General features: G+C 58.8%; 14 protein-coding genes. 6 read left to right on the top strand and 8 right to left on the bottom strand.

Annotation, left to right across the window (positions count from 1 at the left end):
- Positions 1 to 43: 43 nt before the first annotated feature.
- The 3 genes from KF767_02285 (at position 44) to KF767_02275 (ending at position 3,716) form a co-directional block, all read left to right on the top strand.
- Positions 44 to 1,153 (top strand): hybrid sensor histidine kinase/response regulator, encoded by a 1,110-nt coding sequence (locus tag KF767_02285; GenBank protein MBX3016691.1) that lies wholly within the window; start codon positions 44 to 46, stop codon positions 1,151 to 1,153.
- A 110-nt stretch (positions 1,154 to 1,263) separates the two neighbouring features.
- On the top strand, positions 1,264 to 2,556 hold the full coding sequence (locus KF767_02280) for a type II and III secretion system protein (GenBank protein MBX3016690.1): 1,293 nt from the start codon (positions 1,264 to 1,266) through the stop codon (positions 2,554 to 2,556).
- Positions 2,553 to 3,716 (top strand): CpaF family protein, encoded by a 1,164-nt coding sequence (locus KF767_02275; GenBank protein MBX3016689.1) that lies wholly within the window; start codon positions 2,553 to 2,555, stop codon positions 3,714 to 3,716. Before KF767_02280 ends, KF767_02275 begins: the two co-directional genes overlap by 4 nt.
- Before the next feature lie 99 nt (positions 3,717 to 3,815).
- Here KF767_02275 and KF767_02270 read toward each other — a convergent pair whose 3' ends face one another.
- Positions 3,816 to 4,232: a hypothetical protein gene (locus KF767_02270; GenBank protein ID MBX3016688.1), complete on the bottom strand. Its 417-nt coding sequence runs from the start codon at positions 4,230 to 4,232 to the stop codon at positions 3,816 to 3,818.
- A 180-nt stretch (positions 4,233 to 4,412) separates the two neighbouring features.
- Positions 4,413 to 6,248 carry an aspartate--tRNA ligase gene (gene aspS / locus KF767_02265; protein MBX3016687.1) on the bottom strand — a complete coding sequence of 612 codons (1,836 nt, stop codon included), beginning with the start codon at positions 6,246 to 6,248 and terminating at the stop codon, positions 4,413 to 4,415.
- An 83-nt stretch (positions 6,249 to 6,331) separates the two neighbouring features.
- Here aspS and KF767_02260 point away from each other — a divergent pair, with 83 nt between their 5' ends.
- Genes KF767_02260 through KF767_02250 form a run of 3 tightly spaced genes read left to right on the top strand, consistent with a single transcriptional unit; the run spans position 6,332 to position 8,908 of the window.
- Positions 6,332 to 6,637 (top strand): polyhydroxyalkanoic acid system family protein, encoded by a 306-nt coding sequence (locus tag KF767_02260; protein ID MBX3016686.1) that lies wholly within the window; start codon positions 6,332 to 6,334, stop codon positions 6,635 to 6,637.
- A gap of 20 nt (positions 6,638 to 6,657) precedes the next feature.
- Positions 6,658 to 8,076 (top strand): RNA polymerase factor sigma-32, encoded by a 1,419-nt coding sequence (locus tag KF767_02255; protein ID MBX3016685.1) that lies wholly within the window; start codon positions 6,658 to 6,660, stop codon positions 8,074 to 8,076.
- Between the two features lie 13 nt (positions 8,077 to 8,089).
- On the top strand, positions 8,090 to 8,908 hold the full coding sequence (locus KF767_02250; GenBank protein ID MBX3016684.1) for a class II glutamine amidotransferase: 819 nt from the start codon (positions 8,090 to 8,092) through the stop codon (positions 8,906 to 8,908).
- 188 nt (positions 8,909 to 9,096) lie between these two features.
- Here KF767_02250 and KF767_02245 read toward each other — a convergent pair whose 3' ends face one another.
- From KF767_02245 to fliR, 6 genes are all read right to left on the bottom strand, one after another.
- A complete protein-coding gene (locus KF767_02245; protein ID MBX3016683.1) occupies positions 9,097 to 9,882 on the bottom strand; it encodes a FliA/WhiG family RNA polymerase sigma factor in 786 nt (261 codons plus the stop codon).
- A gap of 77 nt (positions 9,883 to 9,959) precedes the next feature.
- Entirely contained in the window at positions 9,960 to 10,790 is an 831-nt protein-coding gene (locus tag KF767_02240) for a MinD/ParA family protein (protein MBX3016682.1), read from the bottom strand.
- An 18-nt stretch (positions 10,791 to 10,808) separates the two neighbouring features.
- Complete coding sequence (locus KF767_02235) at positions 10,809 to 12,503, bottom strand: flagellar biosynthesis protein FlhF (GenBank protein MBX3016681.1); 1,695 nt, start codon at positions 12,501 to 12,503, stop codon at positions 10,809 to 10,811.
- On the bottom strand, positions 12,493 to 14,592 hold the full coding sequence (gene flhA / locus KF767_02230; GenBank protein ID MBX3016680.1) for a flagellar biosynthesis protein FlhA: 2,100 nt from the start codon (positions 14,590 to 14,592) through the stop codon (positions 12,493 to 12,495). The genes KF767_02235 and flhA overlap by 11 nt, the downstream gene beginning before the upstream one ends.
- Positions 14,592 to 15,668, bottom strand: coding sequence for a flagellar biosynthesis protein FlhB (gene flhB / locus KF767_02225; protein MBX3016679.1), 1,077 nt, complete (start codon positions 15,666 to 15,668; stop codon positions 14,592 to 14,594). Before flhB ends, flhA begins: the two co-directional genes overlap by 1 nt.
- On the bottom strand, positions 15,669 to 16,451 hold the full coding sequence (fliR, locus tag KF767_02220) for a flagellar biosynthetic protein FliR (protein MBX3016678.1): 783 nt from the start codon (positions 16,449 to 16,451) through the stop codon (positions 15,669 to 15,671). It abuts the gene before it with no gap.
- Between the last annotated feature and the right edge of the window lie 3 nt (positions 16,452 to 16,454).

Below are 16,454 nucleotides of genomic sequence, written 5' to 3'. Positions count from 1 at the left end.
AATCCTATTGCCACGTATATTCCTCAATTCTACACTTTGGCCGATGGATAAACAGACTATTCTTTGTGTGGACGATGAAATTGATAACCTGGACGCCCTGGAACGCATATTCCGCGCCAAATACAGGGTTTTAAGGGCGGCTTCCGGCCCCGAGGCGCTCAAGCTTCTCGACCAAAATCAAGGTCTGGTTTCGGTGATCATTACCGATCAGCGCATGCCGGAAATGACGGGCGTCGAGTTTTTGCAAAAGGCCCTCGAGAAAAGTCCAGGCTCCGTGCGCATCCTGCTAACCGGTTACACGGACATGGATTCCGTCGTGTCGGCGATCAACAACGGACAGATTTATCGTTACCTCAACAAGCCTTGGGATCCGGTCGACCTCATGCACACGGTCGACAAGGCGGTCGAGCGTTACCTGATGTCGAACGAGCTTGCGGCGAAAAACGCCGCGCTCTCGAAGGCGCTCGGCGAATTGCAAGTTCTGGATCAAGCGAAGAACCAGTTCATGATCTTGATCAACCATGAGCTGAAGACTCCGCTGACTTCCATCCTGAGCTTCGTCGATCTTTTGCGTGAGACGAAACTCGACGACGAGCAAGCTCTTTGCGCGACGCGGATCAAAAAATCCGCGGAACGACTGAAGGAGCTTGTCGACGACGTCCTTCTCGTCGTGGCCAGCGAAATGAAAACTTTGAAGTTGAACGTGCAGCCCTTCGACCTGAGCGGTTACCGTCACGTCCTGAAGGAAGATCAGTCGAAACTGCTCGACAAAAAAGGTTCGCAAATCGCGTTCCAATTTCCCGACAAAAAGATCATCGGCGATACGGGACTGCTCACGCAGGTGCTGTCGCGCCTCGTGCACAACTCGATCAAGTACGGACTCGATGGCGCGCCCATCACGATCAAAGCCGAAATCGTGCAGCCCCACCGCTTGAAAATTTCGGTCTTCAATCAGGGCTCCTCGATTCCGGACAATGTCCGCGAAAAGATCCTGCGCCCGTTTTTCATCGATGAAGACGTCATGCACCACTCCACCGGAACGGGCTTAGGGCTCACCGTCTGCCAATCCATCTTGAAAGCGCACGGAAGCCGTCTTGAGCTTCTGAACCGCGATCAGGGTGTGGAGGCTTCCTTCGAGATCGCCTGCCTGTAAGCGCTCCCGGACGGACTCGCGCCCGTCCGGACGCCTTTCGGACATGAGGGCGCCTCTCACCCCGTGAACCGCGGCCTCCAAATTGGAAAGAGCTTCCGCCGGAGGCTCTTATGGCCAGCATCGCCCACATCCTTGGTTTCTTACTTTTGACTCCCGTCCCCGCCGAAGCCGCGGCTCCCATCGAGGAGCCCGCCCTGGTTCTCACCGTGGGCGAGAGTCGCAAGATTCCGCTCCGCCCGGGTGAAACCGCAGGCATCCAGGTCGAAAAGACCGACGCACTCAAAGTCGTCCCGATCCCCGGCGGCCTGCGCTTGATCGGACGCAAACCCGGCGCGGCGGACATCCAAACTCCGTCCCGGCGCGTACGCGTCTCCGTCCTGGGGCAACGCCAGGCCGAAAGCCACCGCCTGCTCGAAGCCTGGGCCCGACGCAATCCGGGGCTGCGGGTCGAGATCGACCGTGGCGAAGTCGTCCTCGGTGGGCGCGCGTTTTCCCCCCGCAGCTGGCTCGGTATTCCCGAGGTCTGTCCGCGCTGCGAATTCGTCGCGCGTTTTGAAATTCCCATGGAGCGCGAGGACGATTTCCGCCGCGAACTGGGACGCCTGCTTCGCCGTCGCGCTTTACCCGAACCGGCTTTGCGCCTGCGGCCGCAGCTCGCGTGGTCCATCGCCAAAACGAAAGCCTCGGCGCCGCTGAAACAGCTCGGGAACGCCCTCGGGATCGATTTGATCGCCGAGGACGACGCCGTCGAGATCGCGCCTTTGGTCCGCACGCAGATTTTCGTCATGGAAGTCCGCCGCGAATTCACCCGGAAGTACGGCATCTCGTGGCCGGGCTCGATCAACGCGCAGGTCATTCCCGGCGGGGACACGACGTTGGCGCCGCTCGGATTTTCGGCCCAGGCGCTCGAAAACGAGGGTGTCGCCCGCGTGCTCGCGAGTCCCACGATCCTTTGCCGCTCGGGCGAACAGGCCGAATTCCTCGCGGGCGGCGAATTCCCGATCAAAATGTTGAACTACCACGCGCAGGACGTCGTCTGGAAAAAGTACGGCATCATGATGAAAGTGAAACCCAAAGCCGACCGCTGGGGTCGCATGAGCCTGACCTTAGAGACCGAGATTTCCTCCATCGATCCCTCGCGCACCGTCGATGGCGTGCCGGGACTGTTCACGAACCGGGTATCTTCGCACTTCGATCTCGAGGAAAGCGCGACCATCGCAATCTCGGGCCTGATCAAGAACGAAGACGGCAAAGCCCTGCAGGGTCTACCCGGACTGGCGCGACTGCCGATCCTGGGCGCGCTCTTCGGCTCGCACGAATTTCGTGAAAACCGCACCGAGCTCGTGATCTTCGTGCGGCCCGAGGTCGTCGACCTCAAAGCCGAACGGAGCGAGGGCAAATGATGGACTTCCGCTTTGAAAATTCATTTTACGTCGCGCTGAACGAAATCGAAAAACGCGTCGCGGATCTTCCCATCGAGGAATTTTCGGGACTGGCGGACCGCACGCTGAAAAGTCGCGGGCTGAAGATCGGCGAAGTGATTCGCGCGGCGTGCGCGAACCTCGCCCCCGAGACTCGGCCCCGCGCCCTTTCCGAATTCGAAGGTTTCGGCGCTTTGGACGAGCTGCTGGAGCAAGAGGACATCACCGAAATTTTGGTGAACGGTTGGGACAATATCTGGTTCGAGCGTGGCGGCAAGCTCGCACGGCATCCGGATCGTTTCGCCTCGCCGATGAGTTATCGTCACGTGCTCGAGCGACTGGGCGACGAGGCCCGCCTGCATCTGAGCGTCGAGCGACCGATGGCGCAGGGAAAACTGCGCGGCTTTCGCGTGCAGATGATCGGCGCGGAACTCACGCAGGACCAGACGGTGCTCAGCCTACGGCGTCACCCGAAGAACCCGTGGACCTTCGAAAGTTTGGCGGAAAGCGGCTGGGCGCGGCCCGAAGCCTTCGCGATTCTGCAGGACTGGATTCGCAATCACGTCAACTTCCTGGTCGTCGGTCCCACGGGCTCGGGCAAGACCTCGATCGCCAATGCGTGTTTGCAGCGAACGGAACCGAACGAGCGGGCGCTGCTGCTCGAAGACACCCAAGAGCTCGCGCTGCCGAATGACGTCAGCCAGCGCCTGCTCACGCGCCAAGATCCCCAAGGTATCTTGCCCGAGATTCCGATGTCGGAGCTGGTCCGCCAAAGTCTGCGTTTGCGTCCGGATCGTTTGGTGCTGGGGGAAATCCGCTCCGCCGAAGCCAAAGACTTTTTGATGGCGCTGTCCACGGGACACGGTGGCAGCTTCGGCACGATTCACGCTTCGAGCGCGCACCAGGCGCTCATTCGGCTCGAGATGCTCGTGCAGCTGGGCGCTCCCCACTGGGGCCTCGGCGCGATTCGCCGGTTGATCTACCTCAGCCTGCAAGGAGTCGCGGTGGTCGGTCGCAACGACAAAGGGGAGCGTCGCCTGCAAGGTCTTTTCCGGATCAGTTCGCTGGAGGAAAACGGTCTTCTGGTCGAGCGCCTCTTCGACGCGAACGAAGGCGCGGGCGCGAGTCGCGGCTGGGCGTGATTTTGGCCATGGTTTCGGCTTTAGTCTCAACCGTCGTCGCCACGACGAAAAGCCCGTGTCACCACGAGCGATCCGAGGTTTAAAAATGGAAATGACGATCTAGGCGTAAAGATCGATGGACGATAGATCGTTCAGGCCGAGCTCTTCGATCTCGGCTTTCGCTTCCGCCCGTTCTTTCGAACTCACGTGAAGCGGGCGACCGATGCTGTCCTTGCCCGACGTGCGAACCTCGCTCGCTTCGCTTTCACGAAGTCGCGGGTTCAGACGCGTATCGAAGAAGTTTTTGTTCATCTCTTCCGCGATTCTCGCGTGACGAGCCTCTTTCGGATTATAGTTCGAAAGCGAATCGTTCATCATGCGCTCGGTGGCTTCTTCGCTCAGGCTCAAACGGTCTTGGGCGGTTGTGCCCATGCGCTGACCGAAGTTCGGCGCTCCGGGCCGTGTCGCCTGTGAGTTCTTCACGTCGACCGACTTGATCCGCGCGTTTGAGGGGAGAATCCCTGAAATTTTCTGCACAAAACACCTCCTGTGCATTCATGGAAAGTCTTCCTGACTCTCCAAGGGTTTCTTCGGATCAGTTTGAGATGCGCTGGAGTCCAGTTTGTTTCACGGCGGCGCAGGACTCGACCTTCGTCGCTCCACCACTCGTTTCCGGAAATAAAAAAGGGCGCCTGGCGGGCGCCCTTTCGGGATTCGTTAGAGAGCTTCGTGCGGCCCTTTTTGTTCGGCCAAGTTCTTCTCGGCGAGCGGTGAGAGTTTCACGCCCACTTCGTTGAGATGATCACGGCTGACTTCCGACGGCGTGTCCGCCATCAGGTCGGTCGCTTTTGCGGTCTTCGGGAAGGCGATGACTTCACGAATGGCTTCGGTTCCGCACAGGATCATGATCAGGCGGTCCATCCCCCAGGCGATCCCGCCGTGGGGAGGCGTCCCGTAAGACAAGGCCTCCAGGAAGAAACCGAACTTCTTCTTCGTTTCTTCCGGCGTCATGCCGAGGGTCTTGAACATGCTCTGCTGGACTTCGTTGCGGTAGATCCGGATGGAGCCGCCCGCGATTTCGTAGCCGTTGCAAACCAGATCGTAGGCTTTCGCCAGGAGCTGGCCGTACTTCGACTCTTCGTTACGGAGCAGGATTTCCGCGTGTTCGTCCTTCGGGCTCGTGAAGGGGTGGTGACGCGCGACCCAGCGTTTTTCGTCGGGCGAGTACTCGAGCAGCGGGAAGTCGACGACCCACAGGAACTTGTCGCTGGTGGTGTCGATGAGGTTCAGCTCTTTCCCCAAGTGGTTCCGCAGCGTCGACAGCGACGCGCAGGCCGTGTCGTAGTCGTCGCCGACGATCAACGCCGCATCGCCTTTTTGAGCGCCGCAGGCTTCGAAGATCGCTTGGAGTTTTTCGGGCGAGAAGAATTTCGAAACGGGCGACGTGAGCGCCTCCCCTTCCGATTTGATCCAGACGAGTCCCTTCGCGCCGCCGCGTTTCGCGACTTCGGTCAGCTTGTCAAATTGGCCGCGCGTGAACGCGCCGCCCTTCGGGACCGCGATGCCGCGGACGATGCCTTGGCGGGCGATCACGTCATCGAAGACTTTGAAGCCCGAACCGGTCACGACCGACTTCAGATCCTTGATCTTCATGTCGAAACGGACGTCGGGTTTGTCGTTCCCGTAGGTGTCCATGGCGTATTGGTACGTGATGCGCGGGATTTCGCCGAGCTCGACCCCCTTCACGTCTTTCCAAAGTTTGCGCGCGAGCTTTTCGTTCAGGCCGATGATGTCCTCTTCGTCGATGAAGGACATCTCCATGTCGATCTGGCTGAACTCGGGCTGGCGGTCGGCGCGCAAGTCCTCGTCGCGGAAACAGCGCGCGATCTGGAAGTAGCGATCGTAGCCCGCGATCATCAGCAACTGCTTCAGAGTCTGGGGAGACTGCGGAAGCGCGTAGAACATGCCGGGGTTCACGCGCGAGGGCACGAGGTAGTCACGCGCGCCTTCGGGAGTCGACTTGTAAAGGATCGGTGTTTCGACCTCGATGAAGCCCTCGTCGCTCAAGAAACGGCGCACGGTTTGCGCGACTTGGTGACGCAGGATCAGCTGGCTCTGCAAACGGGGCGAGCGCAGATCGAGGTAACGGTATTTCAAGCGCAGCATCTCGCCGACGTTCGGGTCGTCGATCTGGAACGGCGGTGTCGCCGCTTCGTTCAAGATCTGGCAACGGCTCGCTTCGACCTCGACCGCGCCGGTGGCGATCTTCGCGTTGCGCATCCCTTCGGGACGCGTGCGCACGACGCCTTCAATCGCGACGACGTATTCGCCCCGCAAATCTTTCGCGGCCGCATTCGCTTCGAGTTTCGGATCGAGCACCACTTGGACGATCCCCGCGCGATCTCGCAGGTCGATGAACACCAAACTTCCGTGGTCGCGGCGGGTATCGACCCAGCCCATGAGGACGACCTTCTGGCCGGAATGAGTTTCGCGCAGCTCACCGCAACGCAGGCTTCTTTTCAGATCACTTACAAATTTGGTCGGGGATGTCATAGAGGCCCAAGAATGACACACGGCTCAGGGCGCGGTCAAAAGAGAACTTTGCCGGATTTCCGCAAGTTTGCTAGATGTATTCGATGCCTAAAATCACCGTTAATCACGACTCCACGACCGCCCCTTCCGAAGCTTTCGAAAAGATCAAAAACTTTTTCGAAACCGATCAGGACATCCGTAAACTGGCCTCCGACATGAAGGTCACCTTTACCGACTCGGCCATGACCGGAAAGGCCACGGCGAGTCAATTCTCGGCCGACTTCTCGGTGAAACCTGAGGGCGCGGGCTCGAAGGTGTCGGTCCTGGTGGACCTGCCCTTCATCTTGACCCCCTTTAAGGGTAAGGTCCAAGAGACCCTCGAGAAGAAACTCAAAAAGTACCTCGCCTAATCCTGGGAGCACCCCGACCGATGGCGCTAAAGAAAGCCGCGAAGAAAAAGAAGAAGGTCGCAACGAAGGCCGCTCCGAAGACATCGGTCGCGAAGGCCAAGCCCGCCGCGAAAAAGGCGAAGTCGGCGGCCGTCAAGGCGGCCAAAGGTAAATCGGTGCAAAAGAGCCCAAAAAAGGGGCCCGCTCCGAAGCTCGTGAAAGCTGAGATCTTGGACCTCAAGGCGCAGCCTCGGCAGGCAGCAAAGCCCGTCGAATGCGAGATCATCGACGACGACACAAAAGCAGTGGCCTGCGAAATCGTCGAGGACTCCGCCGTCCCCGTCGAACGTCTGAAGCCGGCCTCGGTGAAAGGATCCTCACCGGTCAAAACGGCGTCCAAGTCCGGCGCGAAGATCGCCAAAGTCGAAGTCCTCGACCCCGAGGACAGTGATGACCGCGTCGAAGCCATCGAACCCGAGATCGACGCGAGTGAGACCGCGCACCCTGAGTGGGATCCCGAGCACGACTTCGTCGAACACCATGAAGAGAAAAAGAAGAAGATCTTCAAGAAGGTGAAAAAGACCGCGCTCGTTCCCGTCGACACGAAAAGCCTGACGACGGCGACGGATTCGATCACCGCCTACTTGAACGAAGTCCGCAAGTATCCGCTCCTCACGAAAGAGCAAGAGATCGAGCTCGCGAAGCGCTACTTCGAAACGAAGGATCCGGTCGTGGCGCAAGCGCTCGTCACCGCGAACTTACGCTTCGTCGTGAAGGTCGCGGCCGAATACTCCAAGTACGGCGCGCGGCTCATCGATCTGATCCAAGAAGGCAACATGGGGCTGATGCATGCCGTACGTGATTTCAATCCGTACAAAGGCGTGCGTCTGATCACCTACGCCGTCTGGTGGATTCGCGGTTACATTCAAGAGTATCTTTTGAAACAGTACTCGATGGTGAAGATCGCGACGACGCAAAACCAGAAGCGTCTGTTCTACCGTCTGCAGAAAGAAAAAGACGCGCTCGATGCCATGGGCGAAGCGCCCGACATGAAACTCATCGGCGAGCGCATGGGCATCCCGACCGAAGAGGTCGAACAGATGGCCAACCGTCTTTCGGGTCGCGATGTCTCGCTGAATACACCGCTCGACGATGCGTCCAGCTCGAGCCTGATGGACATGCAGAAATCCACCGACACCGGCGTCGATGACCAGATCGCGGCGCAGGAAGAGATCAACCTGCTACGCGAGAAACTGGAAGAAATGCGCGATCAACTTTCTGAACGCGAGAAGATCATTCTCGACGAGCGTCTGCTCGCCGACGAGCCCCTGACGTTACAAGAGATCGGGGAAAAGCACGGCATCACCCGCGAGGCCGTGCGCCAGATGGAAGCGCGTCTCATGAAGAAGATCCGCGATCGTTACATCTCATCGCTCGCCGCGGTGACCGAGGAAGACTGATATGTGCCAGTTGATGGGGATGAGCTGTAACGTTCCGACCGACATTTGCTTCTCGTTCACGGGCTTCCGCGCCCGCGGGGGACGCACGGACGTTCACAAAGACGGCTGGGGCATCGCCTTCTTCGAAGATCGCGGCGTGCGGATGTTCGTCGATCCGTCTCCATCCTTCGAATCCCCCATCGCCGAACTCGTTCGCAATTACCCGATCAAATCGAAGAACGTCGTGGCCCACATCCGTCGCGCGACGCGCGGGGTGGTGGCTCTCGAGAACACGCACCCCTTCCAACGCGAGCTCTGGGGACGCTACTGGGTGTTCGCCCACAACGGCACCCTCCCGGACTTCCAGCCCGAATTCAAAGGCTCCTTCAGTCCCGTCGGCGCCACGGACAGCGAACGTGCCTTCTGCGCGATCCTCGAACGTATGGAGCGGGAACACAAAACCCTCGATATGAAAAACGAGGCCGACGTCGAGAAGCTCTTCGAAACCATCCACGCGGCCTGCATGGACCTAGGCGCTCGCGGCGAATTCAACTTCCTGATGTCGAGCGGCCGTAACCTGATCGCCCACTGCTCAACGACACTTTCCTATATCCTGCGCAAAGCCCCGTGGAGCACGGCGCGCCTGAAAGACGAAGACGTCACCATCGATTTCCAGCACTACACGACCGAAACCGATCGCGTCGCCGTCGTCGCCACCAGCCCGCTGACCGAAAACGAAACCTGGATCCCGATGAAACCGGGCACGCTCACCTTCTTCAAAGACGGCGAGCTTTTCAAAACCCGCGACACCGTCCCGGGCCCTCCCAAAAAAATCGAAGACTTCCAACCCTAGGGTACCATCTACCTTGCGGAACAGGGTACATGCTACTCTACCGCGTGCGGTACCATCTACCGCACGCGGTACGTGGTACCTTTCGGATTGGGGAAAGAAAAAACCGGCTGGGAAGCCGGTTTTTTTGCGTCTGCGACACCAAAGGGAAGAAGGTACCTTTAGGCGACGTCACCTTGATCGCCGCGCGATCAAGCCACATCTAATTCTTCGGAGCCCAGGGTTTGGGCTAGGCGGCCGCGTAGGCGGGCCACGGCTTGAGCGTGGAGCTGCGAGACGCGCGATTCGGTGACGCGGAGGACTTTGCCGATTTCTTTCAGGTTGAGGTCTTCGTAGTAGTACAGCGAGAGGACCAAGCGTTGGCGCTCGGGGAGCTCTTCGATCGCTTGGGTCACCACGTCTTTGACGACCTTCATGTTCAACTGCACGAAGGGGTTGTTGAGTTTCGTGCCTTCGAGGATGTTCAGGATCGACTTCTTATCGACGTTCGAGAAGCTCTGCGCTTCGTCGATCGACAAGAGCGAAACCGGGCGCACCTGGTTCAGCAGATCATAGAACTCGTCCATGTTGATCTTCAAAGCGTTGGCGACCTCTTCATCGGTCGCGATGCGGCCGAGCTCGGCCTCCAAAGCCACCATGGTTTTGTCGAGCAGCTTCGCCTTGTCGCGCACCGAGCGCGGAACCCAATCTTGCGCACGCAACTCATCGAGGATCGCACCGCGCACGCGGAACTCCGCGTAGGTTTTGAATTTGTTATCGCGCGTGGGATCCCACTTGTCGATGGCGTCCATCAAACCGATCACGCCGGCCGAGATCAAGTCGTCGAGCTCGATGTTCGCGGGCAAACGGACCGCGATCTTCTGCGCGATGAACTTAATCAGCGGCGCGTACTCGGTGATCAACTTGTCCTTTTCCGCTTGCGTGAGCGCGCGCGGTTGTTCCTTGTACTTTTTCACCAAAGCTGGATTCTTCGCCATGGAGCCCTCTCCCAAATTCAATCCTTGAACATACTCAGTGTAACAGGTTGCGAATCAGACCTAAAAGTCCAATTCCGTCATGCCACACCCACGACCTGCTCCCAGAAGAACTGCAGTCCAGCCTTCCCGGTTCCCCGTCCCTGCATGGAAGGGCTCCCCGACTCGATCCGTGTCCCGATTTGACTGAAATATTGACGGATGTCTGAGCCTTGTTCATGTCTCATCGCGAGACGCTGATCCTTCGCAGATTTGCGGAAAAGCGGATCCATGGGGATCGAACCCCAATAATCGAGGCTCAGATTGAGAAAACGGTGCACGACATCCGTGAAGCGTTGGTACAAAACCGCGCCCTCATTTTCGTCCTTCACCATGTTGCAGATGATGTTAAACCGCTGCTCGCGGAACTGCTGATTCAAGACTTTGATCAAGGCGTAAGAGTCCGCGAACGAGGCCGCGTCGGGCGTGATGATCACGCTGATCTCTTGCGCCGCCGAGTTGAGGTAAAGCACGTTGTCGGAAATTCCCGGAGCCGTGTCGATCAGCAGATAATCGTACTGGTATTCAAAGATCGCCACCGAGTCGACCAGCGCGCGGCGCTCGAACGGCGTCAGCCGGTTGAACTCGGTGATCCCACTGCCACCGGAAATCAGGTCGATGCCCGAGCCCAAGGGAGTGATGATCTCGCCGACGGTCTTCTGGCCTTGCAGGACCTCGTACAGATGTCCCTTGGCTTTGGTCGCGAAGAAAATGTCCACGTTCGCCATGCCGAGGTCGCCATCGAGGATCAGAACGCGTTTCCCCTGGCTGGCGAGCTGCTGAGCCAGATTCGCGGTGACCGTGGTTTTACCCACGCCGCCTTTGCCGCTGGTGATCGAGATGGTTTTCGTCAGGTTCGGTTTGCGCATCATGTTTGTCGTTCCCTTTTACTATTCGGCCGAAGCCCGCTTGAATTTGGTCAATTTGAAGATCAGGTCCAAGACGCGCTCTTTCGTCGCAGCCTCGAAGTCCTCGGGGACTTGGGGACCGACGCCGAACGAGTGCAACGGACGCTCGAACTTCCGCATCAGGTTGTAGATGGAGCCGTGAATCAGGGCCTCATCCAGGTGGTTGAAAATGAAATCGTTGAACTTCACCGCATCGAAGCGACGGCAGGTCTCTTCGAGTTCGGCATCCTTCGAGCAGGCCGACAGCACCAAATGGACGTCGCACGCTTCCGGCGGCATCAGGCTTTTCAGAAGCGAGATCTCTTCCATGGTCTTCAGCGACATCCCGGGCAAATCGCAGAGGATCATGTCGAAACCTTTGAGCTGCTCCAGAAGCGGTTTCCAGTCGGCGGCCTTACGGACGACGCCGAAAGGCACGTTCAGGATCTGCGCGAAAATGCGCATTTGATCGACCGCGCCGACCTTTTGGTTGTCGGCCGTGATCAACGCGACCTTACTTTGCGCGGCATAGCCGCCGTTACAGGGCGCGGTCGAGCCGCCGTTCCGGTGACCGTTGACGACGGCGTGGCTGGCCATTTTCACGAGCGCGGACGTCTTGCCCGAGCCACGAGGTCCCACGAACACCTGCAGACGCGACTTCGCCGCACCGGCGATTTTCGTGCTGTCTAAGATGTACTTCGCCGCGAAGCCGTCGATCAAACCACGGCTTTTGTGTTTGATCGTCGGAAGTTGCGACTGCGCGGTTTGCAGAATTTCGCCCGCGATCGCGGCCGAGATGCCCGCCTGCGTGAGTTTTTCGAAACTTGCGCTGAAATCGTAGGACAGTCCGTATTCCGCGCCGGGATGACTGCCGTTCAGGTTCTGCGGAACCTTTTGGAAGTCGCGCAAAACGGATTTCAAGCTTTCCAACTCGCTCTTCAACGACATGATCTCGTTTTGGCTTTGATCCATTTTCGTTTGTGCCGGCGTCACCGCGGCCGCAACGGCGCGGGCTTCCGCCTGCAACGTCTGACGAATCGTCGCTTCGTCGAGCATTTCCATTCCGCCTTGAGCCGCCGCGGGAGCGGGCGCCTGACGGCGAAGCGCGTCCGAAGCCGCCCGGACCGCGCGATCGAACGGCGAAGCGCCGACCGCCGTTTGCGCCGAGACGGAGGCTTGAGTCTTCGGCTGCGGCGGTGCCTTGGGAGCGGCCGCGCGGGTCGATTGCGCGCGCGACTCCGTTTCGCGCAGAGCTTCCCACGCGCGTTGGGCGGCATCACGGACCCGATGCGACGCTTGCTCGGCTTCAACGTTGGTATCGTCTTCAATATCGATGTAACGACGCGAAGTGGGAACACGATTCACGTTCGCGACTTGCGCGCGCACCGAAGCGCCGGCCGCCGGCGCCTTCGTCGTGAAATTGTCCGCGAAGTCGTTCATGATCTCACGCTGCACGCGCGCGGGCGAGTTCTGAAACTTCTCGCGCAGGTCGGCTTTCATTCGCGACTCGGCGAAACGACGTTTCTGCAAAGTCTCTTCGCTGACGGCCGCCGTGATTTCGAAAGAGCCGTCGCCAACCAGGCCGAATTTTCCGCGGCGATCGCGCGCACTCAGGATGATCGCGTCGGGACCGAGATCCCGCTTCACCATCTCTAAGGCTTCATTCATCGAGCGCGCTTCGTACTTCTTAACCTGCATGGCTTAACTCCACCGTACCGACGGACCGAACCTTGGCTTCCATGGCCACTTCACTATGCGACAAAACGATCAACTGCGGGATGAACCGCGAGGTCAGCTTGTACAAATGCCGGCGCGCCGTGGGGCTCGTCAGCAAGATGGGCTGAGCCGCGATCTCGGGGTGATCCTCGACCGTGTGGGCGATTTGGGTGATCAGTTTCTGCGCCGTATGCGGATCCATCACGAGCTGGGTCCCCTGCTCGGTTTGCAGCAGCGAATTCGAGACCAGCTCTTCCACGTGCGGCGCGAGCGTCATGACGGGCAGATTGCCTTCTTCCGTCACGTACTTCGCGGTGATCGAACGCGACAGGGACTTGCGAACCGCCTCGGTCAACACTTCGACGTCCTTCGAACGCGAAGCTTCGTCGGCCAAAGTTTCGAAGATCGAGCGCAGATCGCGGACGCTGACTTGCTCTTTCAGCAAGGATTGCAGGACGCGGACGACGGCGCCCAAGCTCATCTGCTCGGGAATAAGTTCTTCCACCACTTTGGGGTGGGACTTCTTCAGATTTTCGATCAGGGCCGAAGCTTCCTGACGACCCAGCAGCTCGTGCGCGTGGCCACGGATGATTTCGGTCAAGTGAGTCGCCATCACGGTCGGCAGATCGACCACCGTGTAGCCCGCGATTTCCGCGTCTTCCTTGTTCGCGGGATGCACCCACAGCGCGTCCAAGCCGAAGGCCGGCTCTTTCGTGGGGATACCGTCCACACGCTCGGTCACGTTGCCGGGATCCATCGCGAGCAGCATGTCCGAACGCAGAACGCCGCCGCCGACGCGATTGCCTTTGATCAACAGGCGGTACTCGCCCGACTGCAACTGCAGATTGTCGCGGATGTGCACCGAGGGGACCACGATTCCCAGATCCAACGCGAACTGCTTGCGGATCGACGAAATGCGCTCGAGCAGATCGCCGCTTTTGTCGCTTTCGACGATGTTGATCAGGCCGTAGCCGACTTCCAGCTCGACCATGTCGAGGGGCAGTAGCGATTCGATGTTTTCTTTCTTGGGAGCCGCGGCCGCCTCTTCGTTTCGGCGGACCTCGGTTTCGGCGCGCTCTTTTTGCAGTTTGCCGATGAACCAGCCGATGCCGACCATGCCGCCGCCCATCGCGAAGAACGGAAGGAAAGGCAGACCGGGAATCAGACCCAACAGCGTCACGACGCCGCCGGCAAGCATGACGGCCTTCGAGTTGACGAAGAGCTGCTCCATCATCTCGGTTCCCATGTTGTCGTCGTTGCGGGCCGAGCGCGTGACCACGATACCGGCCGCGGTCGAGATGATCAGGGCGGGAATCTGCGAGAGCAGACCGTCACCGATCGTCAGCATGGTGTAGTACTGCGCCGCGGTTCCCGCGTCGAGACCCTTTTGCAAAACGCCGATCAACATGCCGCCGATGACGTTAATGAGCGTGATGATGATCCCCGCGATGGCGTCACCGCGGACGAACTTGCTGGCACCATCCATAGCCCCGAAGAAGTCGGCTTCCGATTCGATCTCTTTACGACGACGGCGCGCTTCCGATTCGTTGATGATTCCCGCGTTCAGATCGGCATCGATCGCCATCTGTTTACCGGGCATCGCGTCCAAGGTGAAACGCGCCGAGACTTCCGCCACGCGGCCCGCACCTTTGGTGACGACGATGAAGTTGATGACGACCAGGATCACGAAGACGACCAGACCGATCACGTAGTTGTTCCCGATCACGAAGTGACCGAAAGCCTTGATGACCGCACCGGCGGACTCGGGACCTTCATGACCGTGGGTCAGAATCTGACGGGTCGTCGCGACGTTGAGCGCCAAACGGTACAGGGTCGTGATCAAAAGGAGCGACGGAAAGACCGAAAACTCCAGCGCGCGCGTGATGTATACGCTGACCAACAGAACCAGGATCGAGATCGCCAACGACCCCGTCAGGGCCAGATCGATCATGATCGCCGGCAGCGGAACGACCATGACCGCGAGAACGGCCAAAATGCCGATCGCGACCAACACGTCGGTGTTACGGGCGTAACGTTCAAAGCGTTTCAGGAATAAAAACACGGCTTCCATCAACGATTTCTCCGGCTAAAGCGACGCTTGAGTTTGTAAACGTAAGACAGCACTTCCGCGACCGCGACGTAGAGTTCGCGCGGGATGACCTGACCGATCTTCATGGTTTTGAAGATCGCGCGGGCCAGCGGTTTGTTCTCGACGATCGGGATCTTGTGCTCGTTGGCGATCGCGCGGATTTTTTCCGCAACCAAATCCGCACCTTTCGCCACGAGCTGCGGCGCCGGCAGATTCGCATCGTACTTCAACGCCACCGCGATGTGCGTGGGGTTCGTCACGATGACGTCGGCTTCGCGGACTTTGTCCATCATCCGACGGTTCGCCACTTCGCGCTGAATCCGGCGGATGCGCGCCTTGATGAGCGGATCCCCTTCGCGCGACTTGTGCTCTTCCTTGACCTCTTGTTTGGTCATCATCATGCGCTTTTCGAGGTCCCACCAATTGAAGAAATAATCCGCCGCCGCGACCACCAGCATCGAGAAGCCCACGATGGCCAGCAGTTTGCCCACAAGCAACGCCATGAAGGCCAGGATCTCGTTGACCGAAGCGTTGATCATCGTCGGGATCATCGCCGCTTCGCCCTTCAGTACCATGTAGGTAATCCAGCCGATGATGAACAATTTCAGGATCGACTTGCCCCCCTCGACCAACGAGCGCAGCGAGAAGATCCGCTTGAAGCCCTGCATGGGGTCCAAACGTTCAAACTTAGGCTCGAGTGCATCCTCGACCTGCAGCAGCCCCGTTTGGATCAACGAACTTCCCAAAGACACGATCAGCATCAAGCCGATCACGGGGAAAACGAGAATCGCGAAGGTTTTGCCCGCGACGATGCCGGCCATCAGCATGTCCCCGCTGCGGATCATCGTGATCAAATTCCCGCCGAACAGGCCCTGGAACATATCCGACATCTGGCCGACGAAAATCCGCGACAGCGCATAGACCGCCATCGCGCCGAACAGCAGAACCGCCGCGGTTCCGAGTTCACGCGTCTGCGCCACCTGACCCCGTTTGCGGAAGTCATCCCGCCGGGTCTGTGTCGCTTCTTCGGACTTTTCGCTGTCACTTTGCTCAGCCACTTAAATTACCTTCAAAATAGCGATCAGCTCGCCGGTCATGCGGTCCAAAACATTGCCCATGTACGCGATCGTCAGCGGGATGGTCAAAATCATCACCGCGAAGGTGATCAGGATCGTGATCTGCATGCTGGTCATCAAAACGTTCATCTGGGGAACCGCTTTACCGATGATCCCCATCGCGACGTTGGCCAGAAATACCGACAAAACGATCGGCGCCGCGATCTGCAAACCCAAAATCATGATCTGCTGGGTCAGCCGCAGCAGATTTTCGGCCGCCGCGACATTGAAGGTCAGCTGACCGATCGGCAGGACCGCGAAACTGCGGATCAAGCCCTCGAAAAAGACGTGGTGCGCGTTTAGGCCCAGGAACAACAGAGTCGCGAGCAGGGTCTGAAACTGTTCGAGCACGTTGGTTTGCGTTCCCAATGCCGGGTTGAAAATTTGCGCCGAGGCCAAACCGGACGAGATACCGATGATTTCCCCGGCGACGGTGATCGCGAAGAAGAAAAGTCGGCAGAAAAAACCCAGAAACAAGCCGACGAACACTTCGCGGAAGGCGTAAGCGACGATCATGCCGTTGATCGGCAGCGAGTTGTCCACACCGATGATCAAGCTGGGGAACAAAACGAAACTCAGAACGAGCGGCAACAGGACCTTGACCGTCACGGGAACGTTTTGCGTCCCGAAAAGCGGCATGGACACGACGAACGCGATCATACGCAGGAGCACCAGCGCGAAAGCGACGATCTGTCCTTCAGGAAACTGGTACAGGCTCTGCAACATCAA

This window comes from Pseudobdellovibrionaceae bacterium, from assembly GCA_019637875.1.
In the GTDB taxonomy this organism is placed as follows: Bacteria; Bdellovibrionota; Bdellovibrionia; order Bdellovibrionales; family Bdellovibrionaceae; genus JAHBUW01.
The sequence above is the reverse complement of the archived record's forward strand: the minus strand, read 5'-3'. Positions and strand labels throughout refer to the sequence as shown.